Here is a 24473-nt window from a genome sequence, read left to right as displayed (position 1 = left end):
TCACTCTCCCCTTTCACGAAGCGGCTGTTTCAGGATTTTGCCCGATGCGTTCCGCGGCAGCGCTTCGACTTGTTCGAACAGTTTCGGCACTTTGAAGCTCGCCAATTGTTCCGATGCAAACGCCCGGATTTCCTCTGCGTCCAATTCGCGGCTCGCGGCGAAATACGCTTTCACCGTCTCGCCCCATTCCGCATGCGGCACGCCGATGACGGCCACTTCGGAAATGTCCGGATGGCTCACCAGCACTTCTTCGATTTCTTTCGGATAAATATTCGTTCCGCCCGAGATGATGAGATCTTTCTTGCGGTCGACGATCCAGATGAAGCCGTCTTCGTCGAATTTCGCGAGGTCTCCGGTCTTGAGCCATTCGCCTTGGAACGTCGCTTTCGTCGCTTCTTCGTTTTTGTAATAGCCGAGCATATTTCCTTCGCCGCGTAGGAGGATTTCGCCGACTTGCCCTGGCGCCACGTCTTCTCCGGCATCATCGACAATGCGCAATTCCGTGTGAAGTGCCGCACGCCTGCCGATGCTTCCCGCTTTTTCGGCGTGTTCCGGCCCGGTCATGAGCGTCCCGCTCGGCCCCGCTTCCGTCAGGCCGTAAACGCAGACGAGGTTGTCCGTCTTGAACGCTTGCTGGACGAATTTCACTTCGCCTGCTGAAAGCGGCGCGCTGCCGTAGATCCACCATTTCATTGAAGACAGATCGCGCTCGCCGATTTCCGGATGTTTCGCCGTCATCAAATAGGCGACCGGTGCGCCGAAGAAATGCGTCGTCCGCTCCTTTTCGACCGTATCGAGCAGGAGGTCCGGCGTGAAAGTCGGCACGAGCACATGCTTCGCCCCGACGACCATCCCCGCCACGAGGAACAGATGCAGCGGCGCCGAATGGCTGAGCGGCATCATGTGGAGCAGGCGGCTTTCGGGTTTCATTTCCATCTCGACACAAATCATCCCAGCGACCGTCAGCACATTGCGGTGGCTGAACAGCACGCCTTTCGGCTGGCCGGTCGTGCCGGATGTATAAAGAATGGTCGAAGGATCGTCATCGGTCGCGGCCGAGCTGATCACTTCCGTTGAAGCATTGCCTGTGAATTCGTTAAAGGATTTCCATCCTTCCACCGCGTCACCTGTTTTGATTAATAAGATGTCCGACTGCAGCCCTTTGACCGCTTCGAATAATAATTCATGCGCGATGAACGCTTTAGCGTCCGAATGGCCGAGAATGTACTCAACTTCTTTTTGGGTGAGCTTCGCGTTGATCGGAACGATGACCGCATCGATCCGCTGCGCGGCAAAGTAAGCGACGACAAATTCCGGCACGTTCGGCATGAACAAGACGATCTTGTCGCCTTTGCCGATTCCCGCTTCCTTCAATCCGTGCGCTGCGGCATTCGCCAGGCGGTCCAGTTCGGTGAAGCTGAGCCGCTGCCCCATCCCGACAACCGCTTCCGCCTGCGGGTATTTCCGTGCATTTCTCTCCAATAAGCATGAAATATTCATTCCTTCATCCCCTTTAATTTATTTAATTTTTCTGTAAATTCAGCGAGCAATCCAGTCATTTCCGCTTTCATCGATTCCAATTCCGCGATTTTCACTTCGATTTCCCGGATTTGCCGCTGGCCGTATTCGATGGTCCGCTCCAATTGCTTCTCCCCCGAGCGGTCGATATCGAACAGCAGCACCATTTCCTTGATCTCCTCCAGCGAAAAGCCGTACCGCTTGCCCCGGTCGATCAACTTCAACTTCGCTATTTCCCTTGCCGAAAACAGACGCCGGTTCGCTCCGTCCCGCTCAGGCTTCAGCATGCCGAGCTCCTCGTAATACCGGATTGTCCGCGTCGTCATGCCGAACCCCTCCGCCACTTCCTTGATCGTCTTCATTTTCCGCCCCTCCCTTAAAGGTTCGCTATAGTTTCAGTCTATCATTGACGTTAACGTTAAGTGCAAGGGTTTTTCGCGAAGTGCCAACTCCCATAGATTGAGCAGAGCGTATTTTCGTGGAACCGGCAGTAGCGATGACTAAATGGAAATTCTGGCCGCTCCATCTCCTCGAAAGACCATTGCCCCCAAGCTCTTCACTTAGGTTTCCGGCTATTATTTTGCTACACTGTTGAATGGAAAGAAATTGAAAGTTCATAGAGGAGTGGTCAGTATGCAAGAAATTAAAGGGAAAAATGCAATCATTACAGGAGCTGGACGCGGAATCGGGCGCGCTACGGCGATGGCTTTCGCAGCGGAAGGCATGAATGTCGGGCTGATCGGGCGCACAGCAGCGAACTTGGAGAAAGTTGCTGCAGAGCTTGAACAGTACGGTGTGAAAACAGTTTTCGCGGCAGCGGATGTGGCGGACGAGCAAGGGGTTAATGCGGCTGTCGCGCACATTACAGAAGAGCTTGGCGCGATCGACGTGTTGATCAACAACGCGGGCATTGGCAAATTCGGCAAGTTCCTTGAGTTGTCGCCGGAAGAGTTCAAAGGCATCGTCGACACGAACTTGATGGGCGTGTATTATGTGACGCGTGCGGTGCTGCCGCAGATGATCGAGCGTGAGTCCGGCGAGATCATCAACATCGCTTCAACTGCCGGGCAAAAAGGCGCGCCGCTGACAAGTGCTTACAGTGCGTCGAAATTCGGTGTGATGGGGTTGACGGAATCACTCATGCTGGAAGTACGCAAGCACAACATCCGCGTGACGGCATTGACGCCGAGCACAGTCGCGACGGACCTTGCGATCGAGTCGAACTTGACGGACGGCAATCCGGACAAAGTGATGCAGCCGGAAGATATGGCGCAGATGATGGTTGCGCAGTTGAAGTTGCACCCGCGTGTCTTGCTGAAATCGGCTGGCCTTTGGTCGACGAACCCTTAAATCGTACAAATGAAAAAGACAGAAGCCAAGATTCATCGGCTTCTGTCTTTTTTCTTCATCTGAATGCGCTCCAATTAGAGGGAATTTCTCCTTCTAAATTTCGCACTCATTGCATCTTCAGCAATTCGATCAATCGGACCACGTCTTCGTCTGCTCCCACGTCAACCGCCAACAGCTCCGTGTTGTCAATCAAGCCTTGGTAGAACGCTTCGCCCGCCGGGTACTCGCCGTCCCAGCGCAGCGGGACATTGTACATATTGATCGTGCCGTCCCCGTTACCGCTATAGGTGACGGAGCCATCGACGAGGCGTGAGCCGGCCAGCTGGATGACGTCTTCCGGATAGACGGCGCTCGTTTCATCGTCCGGATTGAGCGGAGTGCCTGCCGGAATTTTCGTGACGTACAGGCCGTCGATTTCCTGGTTTGTGCCGAGCTGCAGCCAGACCCGGGCGTATTCGATCTGCTCATTGGAGTACGCAGATAGAACGGAGACGCTTTTTTCTGCATCTTCGTTTTCAGTTTCTACTGTTTCTTCAATCTCAGTATCTTCGTCTTCTTGTGTTATTTCCTCTTCTTGCACCCTTTCCCCATCAGTCAATTCCTTCAAAATTGCTTCCATAAATTCTTCTTCAAATAAAATCGTGTACAGCATCTGTGTATCGCCCATAGCTTCCGCATGTGGAGTTATTCCTTCTTTCAATGAAACCATTTCGACTGAATCAATTTTCTTTAGTTTTTCCAAAAATGACTCCGGTGAAGCATTCGTTTCCATTTGAGCGAATAGGTCGTTGAACTGTACTTGCGTCACTTGGTCTTCTGTCTGGTTCATCACAATCTCCAGGAGATCCAGTACGGTTTTTTCCGCCAAGTCACTGCCTTCTGTCGCAGCCATCATGAGTGCGACCAGTTCTTCTCCGTCCAATTTTTGCTTGCCACCTTCGAACTCGATGGCCTGTGCCGTGATCCCTCGTACGCGGATGTCTTCCGGCAAAACGTATTCTACACCGCCTACCAACTCAATGAGTTGCGAAACGGTTTCCAGATCGATGATGGCATAGCGATCGATCGGCAAGCCGACTAGTTCCGACACGGCCGATACGACGTTTTCAGCACCACCTCTTTGATAGGTGAGCAACAATTTATCGGGGTCAATCGAACCCGGCTTGATCGGCACACGGGTGTCATGAGGCAAAGAAATAAACTTCAGCTTCTGTTCTTCTTTGTGATACGTCAGTAGTAAGTTCAAGTAAATCCGATTGTCCATGTCCTCCGACTTTACGGTAATCAATGTGGTCGAAAATGCTTGTTCCTCGACTCCTGGATCACCTGCGACACTTACGACCGTCTCTTTGGCGGAATCACTGGAAAGGAGCGACGGGAAAAACAGAACGATGCACAGTCCGACCATGAGCAACGAAACAGCGATCGGCACGAACGTTTTGGAGATAGGCATGAAAGGCTTCTTATGTATAGGATTCTCTTCGGGTTGATGGATTTTCTCGAACACTTCCGCGCGGTCTGCTTTCGTGAACTTGAGTTCTTCGGCCGTTTTGCTGTGTAATTTTTCTCTCAGCCTTTTATCTTCCATTGAGCTCCGCCTCCTCCATCGTTGATTTCAGCTTTTCCTTGCCTCTCCTCAATCGTGTCTTGACCGTGTTGAGCGGAATTTCCAGGATGTCCGCAATTTCCCTCGGCTTCAAGGAATCGTAATAATAGAGGTATACCACTTCCCGGTATGCTTTCGGCAGTGTAAAAACGGTATCTTTGATTTCCGCATTCGTGTAGTTGTCGATCACGGTCTTTTCCGTCGACGGTATGATGGCCTTTGTTGTTTCGCTGATCAAGCTGCTCACCTGGACCATCCTGTAATTCCAACTTTTCAGATAGTCTTTGCATTCGTTGATCGTCATACGGTAAAGCCATGTTTTGATGTGTGCATCGAACCGGAACGTATCCAGATGGCTGTAGCATTTGATGAACGTATTCTGGACCATGTCCTTCGCGGTTTCTGCGTCTTTCACATAGGAAAACGCGAGCCGCACCAATTCATCGCCGTATTGGACCATCACTTTCTCCAGGAGGAAATCTTTCTCTTCCGTGTCCAACCATCCCCACGCCCTTTCTGCTGTCTATAGATTAGACGATTGCCGAACCGAAACGAGTTCAATACAGACAAAAAACTGAAAGTGCCAGACACTCGACGTCAACGCGCCTCCAGTACTTTAAATGTCAGCAAATAGACAAGCAGTCCTGCTACCGGAATCGAAGCGGTTACGAGCATCGGATACCAAATATAGTCGAGGAAATAATTCGGCACCATCATATATGAGCCGAGAACGAGAAACGAGTACAAAAGAATGAACGCAAAAGCGAAGCGCACGGCTCTGCCGGTAATTTCAACCGCCCGTTCATCCCGGTGGTCGTATTCCGGCAAAAGGATATCCTCCGTTTTTATCTGCTTGTTCTTTCTTGCCCGGAACAGCTGGATGAGATTCAGCAGGACAAGCACGGCCGTAAGAGCAATAAATATAAGGCCTGGACCATTGCTGATGGTCACCTCAAAGTTGTCGATATACCCTCGTTCGAACAACGTAAATTGCTGGTCGACCTTTAAGTAATCGTAGACCATGAACGCCAGCGCCACATATACGAGACATCTCAAAAGTACCGTAACATACATTTTCATCCTTTTTCCTCTCCCTTATAAAAAATCTCTTCGATCCGTTCTCCCAGCACTTCCGCGATATTCATCGCCAGCAGAAGCGAAGGGGTATAACTCCCTTTTTCGAGCGACACGATGGTCTGTCGCGTGACTCCAGTCCTTTTCGCCAACTCGTCTTGTGTCAGCTTATATTTTGCGCGCAACTCCCGAACCCGGTTTTCAATCAACGTATGTCCCCTCCTGACTTAAATGAATTGTATAGTTGACTTGCCTTTATGTCAAGTAAACTATACAATCTATTTAAAAAGTGCCTGGCAACTGTCCGTTTTGTAAGGACAGTTGCCAGGCACTCGACTCAGATATTCTCTTGTTTCAATCCATCGATAATGTTTTCGTTCCGGATCTTCGAGATGGAATACAGCATGACGACCACGCTGGTCAGCGGGGCGCCATTTTTCAGACTGGATTTGCAAGCGGATAGTATTTTAGTGAATCCGGACAGTATTTTGGGAATGCGGATAGTATTTCACCGATTCCGGATAGTATCGCCAATTAACTGGAAATTGAAACTGCTGAGTGTGATAAAAATTTGTGATCCGCAATAACAAACGGCGGCCCGCAGGATGCAGGCCGCCTTCATTTTCCCGGATCTGTTTCTCGCCGTATTCGATCGTCCGCTCCAATTGCTTCTCCCCTGAACGATCGACGTCAAACAGCAATACCATCTCTTTGATTTCCTCGAGCGAAAATCCGTATCTCTTCCCCCTATCGATCAGCTTCAGCTTGGCCACTTCAGCAGGCGCATACATCCGCCGATTCGCCTCGGTGCGCTGCGGCTTCAGCATGCCCAGCTCTTCATAATAACGGATGGTCCTTGTCGTCATCCCGAACGCATCTGCCACTTCCTTGATCGTCTTCATCTCCCGCCTCCCTCATTTACGCTTTAATACGTCCAGTTTACCATTGACGTTAACGTAAAGAGCAAGCGTTTTTGGCATAAACAAAAAGTTGGTGTCTGGCACCCCAGTGCCAGACACCACAAAAACACCCGTCGCTTATGGATGCGCCGGGTGCTAGTTTTATCGGATTGAATTGAGTTCAAGTTCTTCATTTATCTTCTCGAGCAGTTCTTCAGGTGTATCGGCTTCGACAACTTCTTCGTTGACGAGCGCGTAAAGCGAGCACGCGCAAAGTTCGCAATGGGAGTTGCAGCCGGTCTGGAGCAATTCGATGTCATCGCGTCCGGTCAGCTGTTCGTATACTTCGTCGCTGCCCTGCGACATGTTCGTCACACAGAACTCGACTTGGTCGGCCAGGAACGATTGTTTTTTCTTGAAAAGACCCTTCAGCATGGTTTCCCCTCCATTTACCTATCAGTTTAAGGGAAAAGGAGTACGTGAAACAAGTGAGGGGGCTTGTGATTGTGTGACGGTTTTGGGGCGGAGGGAAGCTCCTGAACACGTTAAGATTCTGCGAGCGGCCGAATGTCTTCCCACACGTACGCGACTTCCGGCAGTTCCTCACCCGCGATTCCAATTGTTTTCTCGTCCAGCAGCTTGCCGCCCATCCGTTCGTAAAAACCGCGGGACGGATTGTCCGCCAGCACCCAGACGAGCATGGAACTCATGCCTTTTTCCAAAAGATTCGCTGCTACTGCGGTAGTGAGCGCGCGGCCTGTTCCTTTTGACTGCAGATCCTTCAGTAAATAGATGGCGTATAATTCCCCTTCGACATCCGGATAATCGCCGCTCCGTTCTTTCCCGCCCGTCGCGAATCCGATGATTTTGCCGCTCGCATCTTCTGCGACAAAAATGCCCTCTTGCGCCAAACCGCGCTGCCAGGATTGTTCCCTGCTTTCGTACGTTAAGCTGTCCAGATAATCATCCGGCACAATCGACCGGTACGTCGAAAGCCAGCTATCCACATGCACTTCCGCGATGCCGCGGGCGTCTTCCAGTACCGCTTTGCGAATGTTCATTGTGTTTCCTCCCCTTCCTGCAGCGATGATTTACTCCAATTTACGATCCGTACACCTGAAATGTCCACTGCCCCTAGGCTCAGTATATGCGGGATATAGGGAAACATCCCGAACTGGTTGCCTTTGGCATGTTCTTCCTGAAAATAATCGAATGTCTCTTCCGGAAGGCGGTTCGGAATCTTGTTGTCCACCGGATCGAAAACCTCGATTTCAATCGGATCGATCGGCGCAGCAGGGCCTTTGTAATGTTCTTTCCGGTAATGATAGATGACGGTCTGATTTCCAGAAAGCCGGTCCACTGGAATTTCGTAAAACAGGAGATCTGTCTTGACCTTGATTCCGAGCGATCGTAACCCTTCATATACGTGCGACGGATGGATCGGCAAAAAGTGCAGCACATCGTTCCATAGGCACTCCAGCTGCGGAATCCGCTTGACGAGCAACTTGAGCCGCTCTGGATGATCGTTGTATTTTTGGATCGCTTCTGTATACAGCTCAGGTTCGCTTTCCTTCAACTGATTCAGCGGAATCAATTGCTGTCCCGCCATTTTCTTCGGAACCATATGATAGACATACTCCATTCCATTCTCCCCTTTCGTTCGCTTTCTTTAGCGTAGGGAATGATGCCAGGAAATAGTAGTCTTATAATTACAAAATCTTTATGCTATACTGGATTTACCGAAATCGAGCAGAATACTGATTGAATTCCATTAAAAAACCCGCAGCCGCGGGTTTTTTCCTTTTCAGAATCCTGTACTCTGGCTCGACATTTGATTCGCCGCACCGTCCACGCGTCCGTTGTCGATGTGTTGATTGGCATGCGGCGGCAAATGTTCCTGGCTTTTTTGTGCTTTGAAGCTTTTTCTGACGAAAGAATCGTATAACACGCCGAACGTAAGCAATCCTCCGAACACACCCAGCACAATTCCTATCAGCATGGCATCCCTCCTGTTGGGAATGTAGTTATTGTGAGAATTATACATTAATTTGATTGAAAATTCAAATTATTTTACGTTTGTAACAGTTTTCGGGTTGGGACTTTGTCGATTTCAAGGACCGATTTGGGCAATTTAACCTTGCGGACAGTATTTGATGGTTTCCGGACAGTATTTCACCTGTTCCGGACAGTATTTGGTCAATTGCGGACAGTATGCCCTTTTACTTGAAAAAATCTGCGTTCATTTTCAAAATCCTTCCACTCAGCCAACAGAACATTCCCCCTTTTCTCCCGCTGCCCTGTCAGCTACAATGAAATAAAGAGGAGGTGCCCGTCTATGGGAATCCGGAACTTGAAGCTTCACCTGTAATCGCACAAATTACAGGAGGAGGACATTTAACATGACTGAACAATGGACAAAACCTTTCTATAAAGAGCAATTCGAGATGATCAACCCCGAACGGCAGCACGTGCGTCCCGGATATTTAGTGGAAGATGCGCAGCTGCTTCTTGAGCAGGCCGGGAAAGATTTCAAAACAGCGTTGGAGCTTGGTTCAGGCAATGGCTACATGGCGAACGAGTTGGCGGCGCTAGGGAAACGAGTGACGACAATCGAGCTCGTCGAGGAGCTGCATGCGTTCGCAGCACTGCATGCGTACCCGGCAGTCACGCCGCTGTGCGGAGATTTCTATACGATTGAGCTGCCCGAAACGTTCGATGCGGTCCTCTATTTGGACGGCTTTGGCGTCGGGGATGATGCGGATCAGTTGCGTCTGCTCTTCCGCATCCGCGATTGGATGAAAGACGACGGGTTCGGGCTGATCGATATTTATCAGCCGGATTACTGGCGCAAGGTCCAAGGCACGCAGATGCGGCCGGTCGCATCGAGTGACACCGAACGCGTTTACGGTTTCGAGGAAGACACGAAGCGCATGACGGATACGTGGTGGCGCGCGGCGAATCCGGAAGCGAGTGTGACGCAGTCGCTTGCGTGCTATACGCCTGGAGAGATCCATGCGCTTTGCGAACAAGCGGGACTACAGGTCACCGCTTACTTCCCGGGAGGTGCGATGGATTTTGAAAAAGGTATCTACCATGAGGTCGCTTCGCTAGATGACTGCTTGGCGTATCGAATCAAAGTGAAGAAGAAGTAAAAACTTATCCCGGCGAACGTTCGCCGGGATTCTTTATGTTCTCCCAACCCGCCCCATTTGATTTCCCCTTCCCACTTCCGTATAATTTTCCTTAACTGGATAGATGACAAATGTTTTCTAGGGTTCCGCAGCGCACGCTGGCCTGGTCCGAGAGAAAACTCACAGCGTTCTAGCTGTGCCACGGAGGGACAAAAGCCTGGGAGAAACTGTTGATCAGTTGTCTTCTAGGTTTTTTTATTTGGTGAATCGGAGGAGGAAAACACATGAACAAAGATTGGATGAAGGTATTCATCGCTGCATTTTTCGAAGTGTTTTGGGTGATCGGCCTGAAACACGCAGACAGTGGACTGGAATGGTTTGGGACGGTCATTGCGATCGTCGTGAGTTTTTATTTGATGATCATGGCCGGGGAGAAACTGCCGGTGGGCACCGTTTACGCCGTGTTCGTCGGCATGGGGACGGCCGGGACTGTGCTGTCTGAGATGCTGTTCTTCGACGTGCCGTTCGATCCTGCAAAAATCGCGATGATCGTGATCTTGCTTGCGGGTGTCATCGGGCTGAAGCTCGTGACGGACAATGACGATGAGGAAAGGGTGGATGCATGATGGCTTGGTTTTATTTAGTGCTGGCCGGTCTGTTCGAAATGACGGGCGTCGCGATGATCAACAAATTGCACCGGGATAAGAACTGGCAGGCATTCGTGCTGCTCCTTCTCGGCTTCGGACTCAGCTTCATCTTCCTTGCGCTCGCCATGGAAACGTTGCCGATGGGGACGGCTTATGCCGTATGGACGGGCATCGGCGCTGCCGGCGGGGCGATTCTGGGGATGCTGTTCTATAATGAGTCGCGGAATTGGAAACGCATCCTGCTGATCGGCGTCGTACTCGGTGCGGCAGTCGGCTTGAAGCTTGTGTCGGGTTAATGGCGGAAACACCTGCTTCTTCTGCAGGTGTTTTTTTAATGGAGTTTTTCTGATTGACAGTTGGAATCGAAAAAGGCAAAATGGACTAACGACCGTTAGGAAGGTGAAGTTATGAAAGCAAATATCATTCTGCAAACGGCTTTGAACCATTTTGCAAAAGAAGGCTACGAGGGCGCTTCGCTAGGTAATATCGCACAGGAAGTCGGCATCAAAAAACCTTCGATCTATGCGCATTACGCGAGTAAAGACGATTTATTCCTCTCCGCTCTCCACTATGCAGTCCACACACAGAAAGCAAGACTGGCCTCGTATTTCCGCGATGCACAGGAACAGCCGCTGGAAGAGCTGTTGTTCGGCTATTTCTCATGGTTTGCCAAAGAAAGTGAAGAGAACGAGATGATGACCTTCATCTTGCGCATGGCCTATTTCCCGCCGCTCAAGCTGGAAAAGGAAGTGAACGCGGTGTTCGACCCATTCTTCGAAGACTTGCACCGCCACTTGGCACGCTTACTGCGTGAACGACATAAACGTGAGCAAGTGCTCTATAACGATGATTTCGAAAGCCTGGCACTGTCTTACATGACCCTTGCCGAAGCATCGATGATCGATCTCGTCTACAGCAGCTATGCTTTTTACGAACGGCGTGTCCATGCTGTCTGGCCGGTTTTCTGGCGCGGCATGACACGCTGAACCGAATCTACAATCTACAATTGAAGGAGTCCTTTTTGTGAACAAACATAAATTTGCCCTACCCATTCTCCTGCTGAACCTTTTTATCGCGTTTCTCGGAATCGGCCTTGTCATCCCGGTCACGCCGACCATCATGAACGAACTCAATATCTCAGGGACAGCGGTCGGCTACATGGTTTCCGCCTTTGCGTTGGCGCAGCTCATCGTCTCCCCTTTCGCCGGACGTCTCGTTGATAAGATCGGGCGGAAGCCTTTGATCGTCGCCGGACTGTTCGTCTTCGCCTTCTCCGAGTTTCTGTTCGGAATCGGGCAGACGGTGGAAATGCTGTTCCTGTCCCGCATTCTCGGCGGGGTCAGCGCGGCGTTCATCATGCCGGCAGTCACCGCATTCATCGCAGACATCACGACGACTGCGACACGTCCGAAAGCACTCGGCTACATGTCTGCAGCCATCTCGACCGGCTTCATCATCGGCCCTGGAATCGGTGGCTTCTTGGCGGAGATCGGCACACGCGTCCCGTTCTTCTTCGCTGCTGCATTCGGCCTGCTTGCGATGATCCTGTCGCTGATCACTTTGCGCGAACCCGAGCGCAGTAAAGAATATGAAGGCATGCCGGTCCAAAAAGGCGGCTTCCGCCGGATTTTCGTTCCGATGTTCTTCATCGCATTCATGATTATCCTGATTTCGTCATTCGGCCTTGCAGCATTCGAATCACTGTTCTCGCTATTTGTGGACCGCAAGTTCGGCTTCACGCCGAAAGACATCGCGATCATCATTTCGCTCGGCGCGATTGTCGGTGTGATTTTCCAGGTCGGCCTGTTCGACCGGCTGACGCGCTGGATCGGCGAAATCCGGCTGATACGCTACAGTCTCATCGTTTCGACGGCACTCGTCTTCCTCATGACGACCGTCTCGAGTTATTTTGCGATCCTGCTCGTGACGATGGTCGTGTTCGTCGGCTTCGACTTAATGCGTCCTGCCGTCACGACGTACTTGTCGCGTATCGCCGGGAACGAGCAAGGGTTTGTCGGCGGCATGAACTCGATGTTCACGAGCCTCGGCAATATTTTCGGCCCGATCGCAGGCGGTATTCTCTTCGATATCGATTTGAACTACCCGTTCTATTTTGCCACAGCGGTTCTTGCCGTCGGCATTATCATGACCTATTGGTGGAAAGCACCGAAAGCGCTTGAAACGAAAGCGAAGATTTGATTCTTCGGCCCTTTGTAACCCTCCCCCTCCTTTCCCGTCTAATCGTGGAAAGGAGGGGTTTTTTTGAAGAAACCAATCGTGCTGGTGCTGCTTTCCGGACTGTTCGTGATTCTTGCGGCTTGCGGACAAGAGAAGACGAATGAGGACCTGCGCCCTGCTGCATCTGTTGAGTACGGGGACAGTGATTACGAACAAATGGCCGAAGCCAATAATAAACTTGGCATCAATATCATGGCAGATCTGTCCGAGGCGGAAGGCGGCAATATCGTGCTGTCACCGACGAGCCTGTTCCTGGCGCTGTCGATGGTTTATAACGGAGCGGAAGGCCAAACGAAAGAAGAAATCGCGGCAGTGCTGAGGGCGGACGGGCTCTCTCCTGAAGAACTGAACCGTGCGAACGCTTCGCTCATGGCTCTGCTTTCGAATATGGGAGAAGGCATCGAGCTGAACGTCGCTAATTCGATCTGGGTCGATGAACGTTATGAACTGCTCGAACCGTTCACCGCGAGCAGCGAGGATTATTACAATGCGTCAGTGGAATCGATCGACCGGGAGGACGCTGGAGTGGCGGACCGGATCAACGGTTGGGTGAATGATGCGACGAATGGCAAAATCGAAGAAATGGCGCCATCTCCGCTTCCTGACAATTTGATTGCCATGCTGCTGAATGCCATTTATTTCAACGGCGACTGGCAATTCCCTTTTGATGAATCTCTGACGGAAGAACAGCCTTTCCAGCTGGAAGACGGCACGGATGTGGATGTTCCGCTCATGTCCATGCATGAGGACCTTCCTTATTTGGAAACGACAGATTTCCAAGCTGTATCTTTGCCTTACGGTGACGGTGAAATGAGCATGACCGTCATTTTGCCGGCAGCGCATTCTTCTCTTGCCGAATTGAAAACAGCGATGACAACCGAGACTTGGAACGAGTGGCAAGATGGGATGACGGAGCAGGCGGGGACGATCCGGCTGCCGAAATTCAAACTGGAAAAAGAGATGATCCTGAACGATACGTTACAGCGCCTCGGCATGGAAACTGCTTTCGACTCGGCTGATCTATCGAAGATGTTCAGTGACAGCGACAAACTGTACATCAGTGAAGTGAAACAAAAAACCTTCATCGATGTGAACGAACAAGGAACGGAAGCAGCGGCAGCCACTTCTGTAAGCGTAGGGGAAACCTCTGCACCCGCCGACCCATTCGAAATGACGGTGGACCGTCCGTTCTTCTTCACCATCACCGATGAAACGAGCGGCGTCATTCTGTTCATGGGAGCGATTGAAAATCCGGCTGAATAAATGAGGAGATGCTATCCATTGAAAATCCAACATCCGATTGTGACTGGCTCGTTGATCACCTTATTAGTTAGCATGCTCTTCCCGCTCCACGCACAGGCCACAAGCTGGGCATATCCATTTGTCGTCTGGGATGATGCACTCTATGTCACGACCAAAGAGACTGTGGAGAACGTCGGAGAAAAAATCGGCGAGGTCACTGCTTATTCCGACATGGAGCAGCTTAGCGGAAACTTTTCCAACACCTACCAGGAAGGTACTGCTTATTACAAGATTGACGGTGTTCCGACTGATGAAGCCATTGCTGTGGAAGACGGCGGCACATTCGTGAAGGCGGTTTGGGAATCGGCGTACACGTATAAACAGCCGATACGTCAAATGGCGTATTGGGCACTTGGCGTGCTCGTCGCACTTGCTGCCATCGCCGTCCTGTATTCCATCACAAGAAAAAGTGCTGCAGAGTGAGCGGCGCTTTTTCTTTTTTAATCAAGCCCCCTGTGCAAGCGATTCACATCTTTCACCGCCTGTACATCCCCCGCTTCTTCAAATGCCCGGACTGCCGAATGAAATTGCATGTCTGCCTCTTCCTTCTTATCCAGCGAAGCCATTAATTGACCGAGCCCCCGGTGTGCACAGCCGAGCGCTACCAGATCGCCTGACCGCTCCGCAAATTCAAGTGCCTGCTGAAGGAAATTTCCAGCCTCTCTTTCATTTCCTTCCTTCAATGCAACGATTCCCTGCTCATAGAAATTCGCTGAAAAGCCGACATGGAAATCCGACGCTTCGTGTTTCCAGATCACATATTCTTTTTCAAAAAAATCCTTGGCTTCCGGCAAACAGCCTGTCATCCGCTCCACCATTCCGCATTGATGAAGCACCACCGCTTCTTTTTGCCAATCGTCTTGCTCTTTCGCCATCTCCAATAATTCCCTGTAACAGTCCCTTGCTTCTGCATATCTCCCTTTTGCGCTTCTAACATAACCGAGCCCATGAAGCGCCTCCACATAATACGGCGAAATTTTCTCTGTCAGACTGCCCAGGCACTCCTCGTAAATCGCTTCTGCCTCGTCAAACTTTCCTCTGTCAAACAATCCGAACGCCCTTTTCAATCGCTCCTCGATGTTCATCGCCATTCTCCCCTCAACATTTCTTACTTTCATTTTAGCGTTTACACCTTTTCACACATCCAATCGCCTCAATTTTACAAACGGGCTGAAAAACCGCTATGATGAGTGGGATAGCCACATCTTTTATTCGATCATTTTATTGGAGGTTTTTTCATGACTGTACATAGTCCTGTTTTTGAAGACTTGATGAAAGCATATGATAGTAAGCTGTCCCATTCGGGTGTCGACGGTGAACGCATGGCCCGCAGGCTCCACGAGTTGTCACTGATCGCCTTCACGGAAGTCGGAGGTGTAAAGCGGCCCGGGTTTTCCGACGGCGAAAAAGCGGCAAAAGCGCTCGTGAAGAAATGGATGGAACAAGCTGGCCTCTCGGTCACAGAAGACGGCGCCGGCAATGTCATCGGCCGTCTTGAAGGGAAGAGCAGCGACGCGAAAGCAATCGCTTCCGGTTCCCATGTCGACAGCGTGCCGAACGGCGGGAACTTCGACGGTCCACTCGGCGTGCTATCTGCCCTTGAAGTCGCAGAAGCCTGGAAAGACACCGGCTTCACTCCTGAAAAGCCTTATGAAGTCATCATCTTCTCGGACGAAGAAGGCGCGCGTTTCAAAAGCGGGCTGAGCGGCAGCCGTGGGATGATCGGCGACTTCACCGACGAAGAATTCGCCAAGCTGCGCGACTTCAACGGCGAGACGTTTGAACAGGTCCTTACCCATTACGGCAGTTCTTTGGCCCGGTTCAAAGAGGCGAAGCGGGACATCGGTGAATTGGAATTGTTCGTGGAAATCCATATCGAACAAGGCAAGAAGCTGGAAAAAGCCGATCAGCCGGTCGGCATCGTCAGTGGAATCGCGGGACCGTCCTGGGTCGAAATGACTTTCACCGGACAAGCAGGCCACGCCGGAAACACCCCGATGATTGGCCGCCGCGATCCGCTCGTCGCCGCTGCGGAATTCGCTTCCCGTGTGCCGGACTTCCCTGCACAAGTGAGTGATACCGCAGTCGCGACCATCGGAAAATTCGACGTTTCGCCGAACGGCATCAACGTCATCCCTGAACAAGTCGTCCTGCACGTCGATATCCGGGATATTTACGAAGACACCCGCGATGCACTTGTTGAACGCATCTCACTCGAAGCGAAAACGGTCGCCGAACAACGCGGTGTCGAAGTTGCCATCAAACAAAACACCCGCATCCAGCCCGTTCCGATCAACGAGCAGTTGCAAGCGGAACTTGCTGCTTCCTTGTCGAAGTTCGGAATCAAGCCGATCTACCTCGCGAGCGGTGCCGCGCACGATACGATGGTCCTCGGCCGCCATATCCCGGCCGCCATGCTGTTTGTCAGAAGCAAGGACGGCATCAGCCATCACCCGAAAGAATGGTCGTCGCTGAACGATTGTGTGATGGGCGTGCATGTGCTGAAGGATTTTGTTGAGGGGAAGATGCTGGCTGGCATCTTAGTGGCAAGTTGATAGCCGGCACATGAAAAAAAGCTGTCCCAAAAGAACATGACTACGAAGTCAGGTTATGTTCGGGCACAGCTTTTTGTAGTTTATGGAGCTTCGCATCTTCCTGGAAATTCCTCCCTCTTCCCCACAAAAAAAGTTGCCCCAAGTTCCAGGGCAACTCTTCACTTCCTTATTAAGATGGAAATCCCATGATCGCTTTCGGCTCGAGGAATTCCCCGATGCCGTAATCGCCCCATTCACGGCCGATACCGGATTGTTTGAATCCGCCGAATGGTGCGGACATATCCGTTTCACTGTCATTGATTGTAATCTGTCCGGCACGGATATTCAGGGCCGCTTTCTTCAACTCTTCCGGATCATTGCCGAATACGTATCCCGCAAGCCCGTACACCGTGTCGTTCGCAATCCGGATCGCGTCGTCCATGTCTTTATACTTGATGACCGACATGACCGGCCCGAAAATCTCTTCTTGGGCGATCGTCATGTCATTGCGCACATCGGCGAATACCGTGATTTGAGAAAAGAAGCCTTTATCGATCCCTTCTGGACGGCCAGGACCGCCGATCACCAGTTTCGCGCCTTCTTGTTCGCCTTTTTTAATATACGATTGCACGGTTTCCCACTGCTCCTCGGAAACTTGGGGCCCCATGAAGGTCTTCTTGTCCTGCGGATCCCCGACCGGGAACTCTCCAACTGCCTCTTTCATCGCTTCGATGAATTCGTCGTGCATGTCTTCGTGGACAATCATGCGCGTCGCCGCCGAACACACTTGGCCCGTGTTCGTCGCAATCTGCGTCAATGCACTCCTTGCCGCTGCTTTGACGTCTGCATCCTTTAAAATGACAAGTGGAGATTTACCCCCAAGTTCCAACGAGATATTCTTGATGTCGTCCGCTGCATTTTTCATCAGGCCACTTCCGACTTTACCGGATCCGGTAAAGGAAACGACTGCAACACCCGGGTGCGAACTGATTGCATTCCCCACTGTAGAGCCTGATCCATTCACTAAATTGAAGACGCCCTTCGGCACACCCACTTTATCAAAGATTTCCGCCAAAATAATCGAAGCAAACGGTGTCTTGGATGTCGGTTTCACCACAATCGTCGTTCCTGCAGCGAGCGCACTCGCCAGTTTCGTCGAAATCTGGTTGGTCGGGAAATTCCAAGGCGTGATCAATCCTGCCACACCGATCGGCTCTTTGCGGATAAATGAACTGCCTCGCTGTTCCGTGAATTCGAACGTCTTCAATTGTTCAGCCGCTTCGCGGAAATGGCCGAGTCCCATTTGATAATGGACTTCTTCCGATTTGGTCACTGGTGAGCCAAGCTCCAAAGTAATTGTCTTGATGAGGTCATCTTTCCGGTTCTCATATTCATCAGCGATGGCCTCAAGCAGCCTGATCCGTTCCTCCCGATCGGTAGCAGCGAATGAAGCGAACGCCTCCTTCGCTGCGTGCACTGCACGATCCACATCTTCTGCAGTTCCATCACTTATCTGACCGATCACTTCTTCTGTCGCCGGATTCACCACTTCGATCGTTTGCTTGCTTGTCGAATCAACCCATTCGCCATTAATATATTGTTTTGTATGATTAAGCATAATCAAGCTCCTTCCCAATTTTGAACCTAGTTACAGTTTACCCACACATGTTGTGCGTAATCCTGTATAGGAAGAGAGAGGAACGTTGCGCGTAATAATTGGCAGGTTTAGGATCTGTCATGTTGCAGGATACTCAGTCGCCGTTTGATGTTCATAAACTTATGTACCTCCTCCGCCGACTCACTTGCCCTTCGTCGGGAAGCCCTTGTAGGCCCAATCAAAAAAACGCCCAAAAAATCACTCTCATGACTTCCAGAACAGCTCTCCTTTTCACTCACCAATACTCTTCAACGCCTGCTTCACCGAATGGTAAGACTCCACTTCAGATAGCTCGATTCCGCTATTCACAGCCAGCTGCACGAGAGCCGGGCGCAATCCTGCCACGGCAATATGTATGCCCATCAGCTTCAGCGTCCCACCGATGTGATTCATCGCTTCAGCCGTGTAATCGTCGATGGTCAGCACTCCCGAGAAATCGACGATGACGTGGTGGGTGTTCATTTCAGCGATTTGTGGCACGACGTTTTCCATAATATGCTTGATCCGGTCGCCGTCCAAATAGCCGATCAGCGGCAGCACGACCGTGTCTTCTTTGACGGGGACGATCGGGGCTGATAATTGGATCAGTTCCTTGTTCGATTCTTTCTGGCGCTGTTCCGTCAGCCGTTCGAACGCAAAAAAGGTCTCGTTCAGGCTGATGTCGAGAATCCTGTTGATGCGGCACAGAATGAATGACAGATCCTCCAGAGACAAATCGAGCTCCGTGCCAATCTTAGTAAAAATATCCGAAAACACTTCGCGTGTCGGCGGATAGCGGACGACAATCTCAGAAATCTTGCCTTCCGCCTGTACTTGCATCTCAGCATTTTTCTTGCTCCAGCGCATGAGAGCCTCCGGAATCGCTGCATCCTCTCTTCCTGCCAGTGACTCCGAGAAAAACACCAGCAATTCTCTGTACATGTCGAGCGTCTGCGCTTCCTCTTCTTCTGTGATCGACAAATTCATCTGCTCGACAACTTCCTGGACCACTTGGCCTGCCAGCGATGCTGCATTTTCATTTATTTGCTGTGAAAATCTTTTGATTGAAGGCATAGCTATGTCCACCTTTTCTTTGCATATTATTTCAATTATACCGTAAAAGGCAGACGGTCAAACATCTTTTCTTCCCTCTGCTTCCAACTGCCGCCATGTACTGAATCTGTCCACCTCTTATATTGGACTCTCAAGCCCGAACGCCTGCGCCAGCAGCTGGATACCGGTCATTCGATTTGCCGCACCAGCTATATGCGGGATGACCAGGATTTCTTCCGTTTCATACAGAGCGGCAACCGCTTCGATCTGCTGCTTGACCTGCTGCGGTGTCCCGATCAGCATTCGCTTCCGGTTGCGTTCCACTTTTTCCCGCTCACCCGCGCTGAAGCCGCGCAGTCTCGCTGTTTCGATGGATGGGTAATAAGGCGGCGGTGAGTCCGATTCAACGAACAGCAGCCAAAGGTCGAATGCCTTCGCCAATTCCTCCGCTTGCTCTTCCGTTTCACTGACCACTGCAAAGACAGCCACCATCGTTGCCGGTTCGCCCAACAAGCGGGACGGCTGGAAATGTTGGCGATAATCCTGGAACAACTTCACACCGGCCAGTCCAGGCTTCGCAAAATGGGCATACACATACCCTGTCCCCGCTTCCGCTGCCACTCCGGCGCTTCCTTCTCCCGCTCCGAGCAGCCACATTTCCGGTGCTGTGTCCGTAATCGGCGTCGCCCGCAGCTCTTGAAAGCGGTGCTCTGTCCGCATGTCGTCAGTAAAGTATTTTTGAAGGTCTGCAATTTGCTGCTCATATGGGACCGGATTCCTTTTCGCTTCATTCAGCGCTTTGTTGACAAGCCGATAACTGCGGGAGCGGCCGATGCCGAGGTCGATCCGCCCCGGATGCAATGCTTCGAGCAATCGGAAGTTCTCCGCCACTTTATACGCGCTGTAATGCGGCAGCATGACGCCGCCGGAACCGATGCGGATGTTCTTCGTCACCGTTGCCAAATGCATCATCAGCATTTCCGGTGAACTGCCCGCCACCGAAAACACTTGATGATGTTCGGCAACCCAGAAGCGTTTGAAGCCAAGCTCATCCGCCGCCCGTGCAAGTTCTGCTGTCTGTCTGAGCGCATCTCCAGCAGTTGCTCCTTCGTCGACCGGCGAATAATCCAAGATGCTTAGTTTGATCATTTTCCTTCACGTCCTGTTTTCTGATACCCCAAGCTTACCATGTAGGACGGATTCTGTTTGGCAGGGCGGCTTGGGTGTATTGGACAAGGAGGTTTGAAATTCGTTCACCTTGCTTTCAGTTCAGCAAAAATCGTCAAAAACAGGGCTGTTACTTTTGTTATTCTATTTACAGAGGGGGCGCATCCTATGCAGTACGAAGAGGTCATCAAACAAACCATCAATTATATCGAAGAAAGATTGCATGAACCGCTCGCAATCGATAGCATCGCAAAACAGGCGGGCTTTTCCAAATTTCATTTCCATCGGATTTTCGATTCGGCTATCGGGATGTCCGTCACCGAGTATATACGAATGCGGCGTCTGGCCAATGCTTCTGCGGCTTTGCTTTACACAAACGAGCGGATTCTCGACATCGCGCTGTATTACCGGTTCGAATCTCAGGAAGTTTTTACACGGAGCTTCAAAAAATATTATCACTTGCCGCCCGGGCAATACCGGAAATTGATGGCGGACATATTGAAAAACAAGGAGGAATCACCCATGGAAAAGCAAGTGACAGGCTGGTTTTTAAGCGGGACGGATCAATTCAATTATGAAATGGGGATCGACCATCAAGTGGTCCACCAAGGAAAAGCGTCGGGGTATCTGAAATCGAAAACAGTGTTGGATGGCGAGAGCTTCGCTACGATGATGCAGCAATTCAAAGCGGATCATTACAGAGGGAAGCGCCTGAGACTCTCGGCCTTCATCAAAACAAAAGATGTGGAGACGTTCAGCGGCATGTGGATGCGCGTCGATAACGCATACGGAGACGTGCTGCAATTCGATAATATGAGTAACCGTGCGATCAGCGGAACTACAAACTGGAACCGCTACTCTATCGTCCTCGACGTTCCCGCCGACAGCTCCATCATCGCATTCGGCATTCTGCTATCCGGACAAGGGCATGTGTGGATGGACCAATTCACATTCGAGCAAGTGGATGGCGGGGTCGAGACCACCAATTTAGAAGAACAGCCCGTCCTACTCGATGAGCCTGTCAATTTGGCCTTCGAAGAGGAAATTTGATCGTGCATGAAAACAACCGGCCATCCCGCTGTTGAGGGGTGGCCGGTTTTCTTGAAAGGATATTTTTGAAAATCATGATGGAGCCTTCGACAGCCTTCTGATCAATTCCATCAGCAGAATCACATCATCAGCGGCCAGTCTGGATTTATCACTTTCACCGTAGATGAAGCCCTCGGTCCAGCTCTGATCCACGTCCAGCAGATCACTGATCATCCCTACGCTGATCCTTCCCTTTTCTATTATTCCCTTCAATTCCTTCTTGATCTCTTCAGGGATTTCCCATAACCCATCTGCCTGTTCTTTTATGATTTGGCTGATGACCGCTCCTGCGCTGCTCTCAGAACAAGGAAAGGAAATTCGTTCTTGCGTAATTTTATGGATCCCGACTAGTTCCCATGTATAATTCTCCGATTCTTCTTCGTTCATCCTTCTGCACCTCGTTGTCTAAATTTCGCGGACACCCGCTTTCACCAATCCATGCTTCTCAATCTCTCCGCTTCCGCGCTGCAGCCCATCACTTCGAGCTCATCCATGATGAACGCCTTCAGCTCCGGCTCTTCAAAAAGTGCCCGCGTATACTGAGCGTTGCGGATGAACGCCTGCTTGCTCGCTACAGGGGCAGTAGCAAAGAACTGCTTCACTTCTTTCAGATCGACCGGCACATCCTCTTCCAGCCGGAAAACCGGAAGCTCGCCAACGTCCTCCGTTGAAACGACGCCGATGCCATCGAGCGTTGGCAGTGCGATCTGTGATTCCCGCGCCGCGGTGACGACCTCCGCTACGTAACCATAGACATCCGCAATCGGCTCCGCGTCCATTGCTTCCCCTAGTTCGGCTGCTGCCGCTTTCCACGTATTCTCAAGCTCAGGATTCTCGGCGAAATCTTGGTCCGTGTCGGTGATCACTTGCTGGTACGTCTCCGCTGAATCGATAACCAATCCATTACAGAGGAGCGTCAAATATTGGTCGCTGCACAAAAAATCGACGAATTCCTTCGGGTTGCGCGCAAGGAAGCGGCCCGACTCCGGATCAGCTGGCATGACCAATACGATAAACGCCTCTTCCAAATCCGTTACCTGGCCGAAGTCCGTCAATAAGCCCACATGGATTCCGTCGACACCGACGTCCATGAACGGCAAGACATCGAGCGGCGTTTCCTGATACGCCATCCGTGCATCCGTCCAGCGTACGCCGATGCCGTCATCGAGCGATTTTCCTTGTGCTTCCAGTGACTCGTCGAATGCTTTCAACTTCTGCAGCGTCGGCGGGAGGAATGACAGGTCCAGCTCCGGATATTCGTTTTCCTCTTCCGCTATCTCCGCCCCTTCTGACATGGGCTCGAGTAGCCCTATGACTTGGAAGCGTTCCAGCTCCGGCGTTGCTTGAAGCAGAGCATGCAGATCATCAAATGCTTCCGCAACGCCGTCTGCACTGATGAACATCTCCCGGTAGCCGTCCACGAGCTCATATGTGAGATCGAACAGGAAATGCGGATTGACCGCTTGAAGTCGCTCCAATAATGCGTTGACCTCTTCCCACGTTGCTTCCGGCACGTTGTAATACACCGGCTCCCGCTCCATAAACCATTGCCAAAATGACTCGTATTTATCTGGATGTCTCATCTTGTTCCCTCCTGGTCAATGTCGTTTTTCTCATCATAGCTTTCTTGAAACAGAATGAATAGCGTTTTTTTCCGGAATTTAAAAATGCCGCTCCCGGTGATCAGGAAGCAGCACCCATCTTATTTCTCCGCGCCGCGCGAAGCTTTCGGCGGCTGGCATACGTCACATTTACGCTGGTGGTTCTTGTTGAATTTCGTGAACGTCTTCTCGAAATTATTGCCGCACGCACATTTGAACAGCAGCTTCTGTGAAAATCCGTGATACTCCGACGACAGCAATTTGCTATCGGAGTTGTTCTCCACGAATGTTTTGATTTTATCGATTGTCCATCGTTTGTTCATTCGATTACACCTCTATCGTTTATTGGCAGGCGGTTCTCCTTGGAACAGGAAAGCCTTCTTAAGTTCTTTATTATAGCACGGGGCGTCTTCCAGTGCCTGAACACCCCGAGTTTTTCCCATGTCACTTCTCAAAAAAAGTATACGTATTTTTCCCCGCTGATTTGGACTGATACAAAGCCTCGTCCGCATTCTTCAGCAAGATCGTCAAATCCGGACCGCTCTGGGCAGGGAAAGAGGCAATTCCGATACTTGTCGAGAGTTTGTAATCATCTCCCCAGGAGCTCAACCCTTCCAGCACCAGTTCCGCGCGTCTCCCCAATTCTTCACGGTTGAGAATTTCAGGGAAATAGAAAATGAACTCATCTCCGCCCAGGCGGACGACGAACGCTTCATCGAATGAATAAGCGATTTTCTCAAGCCGCAAGGCGACTTCCTTCAGCACGAGATCGCCTACGTCATGGCCATGCTCGTCATTGACCTCTTTAAAACCATCCAGGTCGAGGAAGAAAATACTGCCGCCTTTTTCGGAATGGTTTTCAAAATACTTCGCAAGGTAATGACGGTTGTACAGGGCTGTCAGTGCATCCCGGTAAGCGACACTCTCCAGCTCCAAGTAATATGAAAACATTCGGACAAGCCGCTGAAGCAAGTCGATGCTCTTCGCGTCAAACGTGCTGCTTTCATTATGGACTGCACATAAGGTACCGAAGCGCTGCCCGTTGACCAGTGAAATCGGAAGCCCTAAATAAGACTTGATATTGACTTGTCCAAGGATCCTCCGTATTTCTTCCGGTGTCATCGCATCTTCTACATCTTCATAAACCAACGGATAATTCCGCTCAAAATCCACACGTTTGCAAATGGTCCGCTCGAGGTCGATGCTCATTCCTTCAGCTACTAGAATCTGCGGATTCGGATTCGTCATCTTCATAATCACCTGTTCCTTGTCCGTGAAAGAACTGATATAAAGCATTTGATCAGGCAAAATTTCCGTCGCTAATTCCAGCATGTCTTTCGCCAGTTCATCAAAATTCTTATACATCTGCAATTCATGTAAAGTAAACGCCATGTCGCACCCCTTCCTTCATGTTTTTCCCTTTTGACTGCCGCTCGTCCGCAGAAAGCCGTTTCCATCATATTCCCAAAAACCCTTGATACTTTACTATACCCTTAAACAACACGGATTCCACTTGAAATACGCTTCCATTTGTAAGAAAATGTCTAAATTTTACACACTTTCTTAAGTGTAACATGGATTCCGATTCAGGACCGAACCACTGGATTTTCTGCATAACAGCAAAAAGA

At 50.8% G+C, this 24473-nt stretch carries 29 protein-coding genes, 1 pseudogene and 1 riboswitch; of the genes and pseudogenes, 10 read left to right on the top strand and 20 right to left on the bottom strand.

Annotated elements, in window-relative coordinates; all coding sequences use genetic code 11:
- Nucleotides 1-1500: a class I adenylate-forming enzyme family protein gene (locus GIW82_RS12650; protein WP_154750311.1), complete on the bottom strand. Its 1500-nt coding sequence runs from the start codon at nucleotides 1498-1500 to the stop codon at nucleotides 1-3.
- Nucleotides 1497-1880, bottom strand: coding sequence for a MerR family transcriptional regulator (locus GIW82_RS12645; protein ID WP_154750310.1), 384 nt, complete (start codon nucleotides 1878-1880; stop codon nucleotides 1497-1499). The genes GIW82_RS12650 and GIW82_RS12645 overlap by 4 nt, the downstream gene beginning before the upstream one ends.
- A gap of 271 nt (nucleotides 1881-2151) precedes the next feature.
- Here GIW82_RS12645 and GIW82_RS12640 point away from each other — a divergent pair, with 271 nt between their 5' ends.
- Nucleotides 2152-2868, top strand: a complete 717-nt coding sequence (locus GIW82_RS12640) for a 3-ketoacyl-ACP reductase (RefSeq protein WP_154750309.1) — start codon at nucleotides 2152-2154, stop codon at nucleotides 2866-2868.
- 106 nt (nucleotides 2869-2974) lie between these two features.
- On the opposite strand, the gene GIW82_RS14935 is transcribed toward GIW82_RS12640, so the two are convergent.
- The 10 genes and pseudogenes from GIW82_RS14935 to GIW82_RS12595 all read right to left on the bottom strand — a co-directional run bounded on the left by GIW82_RS14935 (nucleotide 2975) and on the right by GIW82_RS12595 (nucleotide 8446).
- A complete protein-coding gene (locus tag GIW82_RS14935; RefSeq protein WP_370456241.1) occupies nucleotides 2975-3520 on the bottom strand; it encodes a hypothetical protein in 546 nt (181 codons plus the stop codon).
- Between the two features lie 246 nt (nucleotides 3521-3766).
- A pseudogene (locus tag GIW82_RS14930) lies at nucleotides 3767-4132 on the bottom strand (LCP family protein); the annotation flags it as partial.
- 313 nt (nucleotides 4133-4445) lie between these two features.
- Nucleotides 4446-4973, bottom strand: coding sequence for a sigma-70 family RNA polymerase sigma factor (locus tag GIW82_RS12630; RefSeq protein WP_154750307.1), 528 nt, complete (start codon nucleotides 4971-4973; stop codon nucleotides 4446-4448).
- A gap of 98 nt (nucleotides 4974-5071) precedes the next feature.
- Nucleotides 5072-5554, bottom strand: coding sequence for a hypothetical protein (locus tag GIW82_RS12625; protein WP_154750306.1), 483 nt, complete (start codon nucleotides 5552-5554; stop codon nucleotides 5072-5074).
- Entirely contained in the window at nucleotides 5551-5757 is a 207-nt protein-coding gene (locus tag GIW82_RS12620) for a helix-turn-helix transcriptional regulator (RefSeq protein ID WP_154750305.1), read from the bottom strand. The genes GIW82_RS12625 and GIW82_RS12620 overlap by 4 nt, the downstream gene beginning before the upstream one ends.
- Before the next feature lie 258 nt (nucleotides 5758-6015).
- A complete protein-coding gene (locus GIW82_RS12615) occupies nucleotides 6016-6450 on the bottom strand; it encodes a MerR family transcriptional regulator (RefSeq protein ID WP_154750304.1) in 435 nt (144 codons plus the stop codon).
- Nucleotides 6451-6609: 159 nt separating this feature from the next.
- Nucleotides 6610-6882: a DUF1450 domain-containing protein gene (locus tag GIW82_RS12610; RefSeq protein WP_370456229.1), complete on the bottom strand. Its 273-nt coding sequence runs from the start codon at nucleotides 6880-6882 to the stop codon at nucleotides 6610-6612.
- 110 nt (nucleotides 6883-6992) lie between these two features.
- Nucleotides 6993-7508 (bottom strand): GNAT family N-acetyltransferase, encoded by a 516-nt coding sequence (locus tag GIW82_RS12605; protein WP_154750303.1) that lies wholly within the window; start codon nucleotides 7506-7508, stop codon nucleotides 6993-6995.
- On the bottom strand, nucleotides 7505-8071 hold the full coding sequence (locus GIW82_RS12600) for a group-specific protein (protein WP_230309389.1): 567 nt from the start codon (nucleotides 8069-8071) through the stop codon (nucleotides 7505-7507). The genes GIW82_RS12605 and GIW82_RS12600 overlap by 4 nt, the downstream gene beginning before the upstream one ends.
- Before the next feature lie 180 nt (nucleotides 8072-8251).
- On the bottom strand, nucleotides 8252-8446 hold the full coding sequence (locus tag GIW82_RS12595; protein ID WP_154750301.1) for a hypothetical protein: 195 nt from the start codon (nucleotides 8444-8446) through the stop codon (nucleotides 8252-8254).
- Nucleotides 8447-8846: 400 nt separating this feature from the next.
- On the opposite strand from GIW82_RS12595, the gene GIW82_RS12590 reads away from it, so the two are divergent.
- The 7 genes from GIW82_RS12590 (at nucleotide 8847) to GIW82_RS12560 (ending at nucleotide 14188) form a co-directional block, all read left to right on the top strand.
- Nucleotides 8847-9599 (top strand): class I SAM-dependent methyltransferase, encoded by a 753-nt coding sequence (locus tag GIW82_RS12590; protein ID WP_154750300.1) that lies wholly within the window; start codon nucleotides 8847-8849, stop codon nucleotides 9597-9599.
- A gap of 106 nt (nucleotides 9600-9705) precedes the next feature.
- Nucleotides 9706-9804, top strand: a riboswitch (guanidine-I (ykkC/yxkD leader).
- A gap of 58 nt (nucleotides 9805-9862) precedes the next feature.
- Nucleotides 9863-10204 carry a DMT family transporter gene (locus GIW82_RS12585; RefSeq protein ID WP_154750299.1) on the top strand — a complete coding sequence of 114 codons (342 nt, stop codon included), beginning with the start codon at nucleotides 9863-9865 and terminating at the stop codon, nucleotides 10202-10204.
- Nucleotides 10204-10521, top strand: a complete 318-nt coding sequence (locus GIW82_RS12580; protein WP_154750298.1) for a DMT family transporter — start codon at nucleotides 10204-10206, stop codon at nucleotides 10519-10521. Before GIW82_RS12585 ends, GIW82_RS12580 begins: the two co-directional genes overlap by 1 nt.
- Nucleotides 10522-10632: 111 nt before the next feature.
- A complete protein-coding gene (locus GIW82_RS12575; protein ID WP_154750297.1) occupies nucleotides 10633-11211 on the top strand; it encodes a TetR/AcrR family transcriptional regulator in 579 nt (192 codons plus the stop codon).
- A gap of 37 nt (nucleotides 11212-11248) precedes the next feature.
- A complete protein-coding gene (locus GIW82_RS12570) occupies nucleotides 11249-12424 on the top strand; it encodes an MFS transporter (protein ID WP_370456228.1) in 1176 nt (391 codons plus the stop codon).
- Nucleotides 12425-12487: 63 nt separating this feature from the next.
- Entirely contained in the window at nucleotides 12488-13726 is a 1239-nt protein-coding gene (locus GIW82_RS12565) for a serpin family protein (RefSeq protein WP_154750296.1), read from the top strand.
- 18 nt (nucleotides 13727-13744) lie between these two features.
- Nucleotides 13745-14188, top strand: coding sequence for a hypothetical protein (locus GIW82_RS12560; RefSeq protein WP_154750295.1), 444 nt, complete (start codon nucleotides 13745-13747; stop codon nucleotides 14186-14188).
- Between the two features lie 17 nt (nucleotides 14189-14205).
- On the opposite strand, the gene GIW82_RS12555 is transcribed toward GIW82_RS12560, so the two are convergent.
- Nucleotides 14206-14883, bottom strand: coding sequence for a tetratricopeptide repeat protein (locus GIW82_RS12555; RefSeq protein WP_154750294.1), 678 nt, complete (start codon nucleotides 14881-14883; stop codon nucleotides 14206-14208).
- A gap of 120 nt (nucleotides 14884-15003) precedes the next feature.
- Here GIW82_RS12555 and GIW82_RS12550 point away from each other — a divergent pair, with 120 nt between their 5' ends.
- Nucleotides 15004-16320: a M20 family metallo-hydrolase gene (locus tag GIW82_RS12550; protein WP_154750293.1), complete on the top strand. Its 1317-nt coding sequence runs from the start codon at nucleotides 15004-15006 to the stop codon at nucleotides 16318-16320.
- 169 nt (nucleotides 16321-16489) lie between these two features.
- Here GIW82_RS12550 and GIW82_RS12545 read toward each other — a convergent pair whose 3' ends face one another.
- The 3 genes from GIW82_RS12545 to GIW82_RS12535 form a co-directional block, all read right to left on the bottom strand.
- Nucleotides 16490-17917, bottom strand: coding sequence for an aldehyde dehydrogenase family protein (locus tag GIW82_RS12545; RefSeq protein ID WP_154750292.1), 1428 nt, complete (start codon nucleotides 17915-17917; stop codon nucleotides 16490-16492).
- 270 nt (nucleotides 17918-18187) lie between these two features.
- The gene (locus GIW82_RS12540) at nucleotides 18188-19009 is read right to left on the bottom strand and encodes an STAS domain-containing protein (RefSeq protein WP_154750291.1); all 822 of its coding nucleotides are present in this window, start codon (nucleotides 19007-19009) and stop codon (nucleotides 18188-18190) included.
- A 117-nt stretch (nucleotides 19010-19126) separates the two neighbouring features.
- Nucleotides 19127-20137, bottom strand: coding sequence for an LLM class flavin-dependent oxidoreductase (locus tag GIW82_RS12535; protein WP_154750290.1), 1011 nt, complete (start codon nucleotides 20135-20137; stop codon nucleotides 19127-19129).
- Nucleotides 20138-20323: 186 nt separating this feature from the next.
- Between GIW82_RS12535 and GIW82_RS12530 the strand changes: the two genes are divergently transcribed.
- Nucleotides 20324-21205 (top strand): helix-turn-helix domain-containing protein, encoded by an 882-nt coding sequence (locus GIW82_RS12530; RefSeq protein WP_154750289.1) that lies wholly within the window; start codon nucleotides 20324-20326, stop codon nucleotides 21203-21205.
- A gap of 72 nt (nucleotides 21206-21277) precedes the next feature.
- Here GIW82_RS12530 and GIW82_RS12525 read toward each other — a convergent pair whose 3' ends face one another.
- The 4 genes from GIW82_RS12525 to GIW82_RS12510 form a co-directional block, all read right to left on the bottom strand.
- On the bottom strand, nucleotides 21278-21631 hold the full coding sequence (locus GIW82_RS12525; RefSeq protein ID WP_154750288.1) for a hypothetical protein: 354 nt from the start codon (nucleotides 21629-21631) through the stop codon (nucleotides 21278-21280).
- A 41-nt stretch (nucleotides 21632-21672) separates the two neighbouring features.
- Nucleotides 21673-22827, bottom strand: a complete 1155-nt coding sequence (locus GIW82_RS12520; protein WP_154750287.1) for a hypothetical protein — start codon at nucleotides 22825-22827, stop codon at nucleotides 21673-21675.
- A gap of 119 nt (nucleotides 22828-22946) precedes the next feature.
- The gene (locus GIW82_RS12515) at nucleotides 22947-23168 is read right to left on the bottom strand and encodes a hypothetical protein (protein WP_154750286.1); all 222 of its coding nucleotides are present in this window, start codon (nucleotides 23166-23168) and stop codon (nucleotides 22947-22949) included.
- Between the two features lie 121 nt (nucleotides 23169-23289).
- Nucleotides 23290-24237 (bottom strand): sensor domain-containing diguanylate cyclase, encoded by a 948-nt coding sequence (locus GIW82_RS12510; protein ID WP_154750285.1) that lies wholly within the window; start codon nucleotides 24235-24237, stop codon nucleotides 23290-23292.
- Nucleotides 24238-24473: the final 236 nt, after the last annotated feature.

The organism is Planomicrobium sp. YIM 101495 (genome assembly GCF_009707665.1).
GTDB lineage: Bacteria > Bacillota > Bacilli > Bacillales_A > Planococcaceae > Planococcus.
This window is presented reverse-complemented; position numbering and strand designations above follow the sequence as displayed.

Bases quoted from the DNA above. Each gene is read 5' to 3' on its own strand.
- GIW82_RS12610 (WP_370456229.1), bottom strand. From the start codon at position 6,882: ATGCTGAAGGGTCTTTTCAAGAAAAAACAATCGTTCCTGGCCGACCAA.
- GIW82_RS12510 (WP_154750285.1), bottom strand. From the start codon at position 24,237: ATGGCGTTTACTTTACATGAATTGCAGATGTATAAGAATTTTGATGAA.
- GIW82_RS12545 (WP_154750292.1), bottom strand. From the start codon at position 17,917: ATGCTTAATCATACAAAACAATATATTAATGGCGAATGGGTTGATTCG.
- GIW82_RS12595 (WP_154750301.1), bottom strand. From the start codon at position 8,446: ATGCTGATAGGAATTGTGCTGGGTGTGTTCGGAGGATTGCTTACGTTC.
- GIW82_RS12650 (WP_154750311.1), bottom strand. From the start codon at position 1,500: ATGAATATTTCATGCTTATTGGAGAGAAATGCACGGAAATACCCGCAG.
- GIW82_RS12640 (WP_154750309.1), top strand. From the start codon at position 2,152: ATGCAAGAAATTAAAGGGAAAAATGCAATCATTACAGGAGCTGGACGC.
- GIW82_RS12600 (WP_230309389.1), bottom strand. From the start codon at position 8,071: ATGGTTCCGAAGAAAATGGCGGGACAGCAATTGATTCCGCTGAATCAG.
- GIW82_RS12605 (WP_154750303.1), bottom strand. From the start codon at position 7,508: ATGAACATTCGCAAAGCGGTACTGGAAGACGCCCGCGGCATCGCGGAA.
- GIW82_RS12550 (WP_154750293.1), top strand. From the start codon at position 15,004: ATGACTGTACATAGTCCTGTTTTTGAAGACTTGATGAAAGCATATGAT.
- GIW82_RS12590 (WP_154750300.1), top strand. From the start codon at position 8,847: ATGACTGAACAATGGACAAAACCTTTCTATAAAGAGCAATTCGAGATG.
- GIW82_RS12525 (WP_154750288.1), bottom strand. From the start codon at position 21,631: ATGAACGAAGAAGAATCGGAGAATTATACATGGGAACTAGTCGGGATC.
- GIW82_RS12540 (WP_154750291.1), bottom strand. From the start codon at position 19,009: ATGCCTTCAATCAAAAGATTTTCACAGCAAATAAATGAAAATGCAGCA.
- GIW82_RS14935 (WP_370456241.1), bottom strand. From the start codon at position 3,520: ATGCTGTACACGATTTTATTTGAAGAAGAATTTATGGAAGCAATTTTG.
- GIW82_RS12625 (WP_154750306.1), bottom strand. From the start codon at position 5,554: ATGAAAATGTATGTTACGGTACTTTTGAGATGTCTCGTATATGTGGCG.
- GIW82_RS12555 (WP_154750294.1), bottom strand. From the start codon at position 14,883: ATGAAAGTAAGAAATGTTGAGGGGAGAATGGCGATGAACATCGAGGAG.
- GIW82_RS12585 (WP_154750299.1), top strand. From the start codon at position 9,863: ATGAACAAAGATTGGATGAAGGTATTCATCGCTGCATTTTTCGAAGTG.
- GIW82_RS12615 (WP_154750304.1), bottom strand. From the start codon at position 6,450: ATGAAGACGATCAAGGAAGTGGCAGATGCGTTCGGGATGACGACAAGG.
- GIW82_RS12520 (WP_154750287.1), bottom strand. From the start codon at position 22,827: ATGAGACATCCAGATAAATACGAGTCATTTTGGCAATGGTTTATGGAG.
- GIW82_RS12645 (WP_154750310.1), bottom strand. From the start codon at position 1,880: ATGAAGACGATCAAGGAAGTGGCGGAGGGGTTCGGCATGACGACGCGG.
- GIW82_RS12515 (WP_154750286.1), bottom strand. From the start codon at position 23,168: ATGAACAAACGATGGACAATCGATAAAATCAAAACATTCGTGGAGAAC.
- GIW82_RS12575 (WP_154750297.1), top strand. From the start codon at position 10,633: ATGAAAGCAAATATCATTCTGCAAACGGCTTTGAACCATTTTGCAAAA.
- GIW82_RS12535 (WP_154750290.1), bottom strand. From the start codon at position 20,137: ATGATCAAACTAAGCATCTTGGATTATTCGCCGGTCGACGAAGGAGCA.
- GIW82_RS12530 (WP_154750289.1), top strand. From the start codon at position 20,324: ATGCAGTACGAAGAGGTCATCAAACAAACCATCAATTATATCGAAGAA.
- GIW82_RS12580 (WP_154750298.1), top strand. From the start codon at position 10,204: ATGGCTTGGTTTTATTTAGTGCTGGCCGGTCTGTTCGAAATGACGGGC.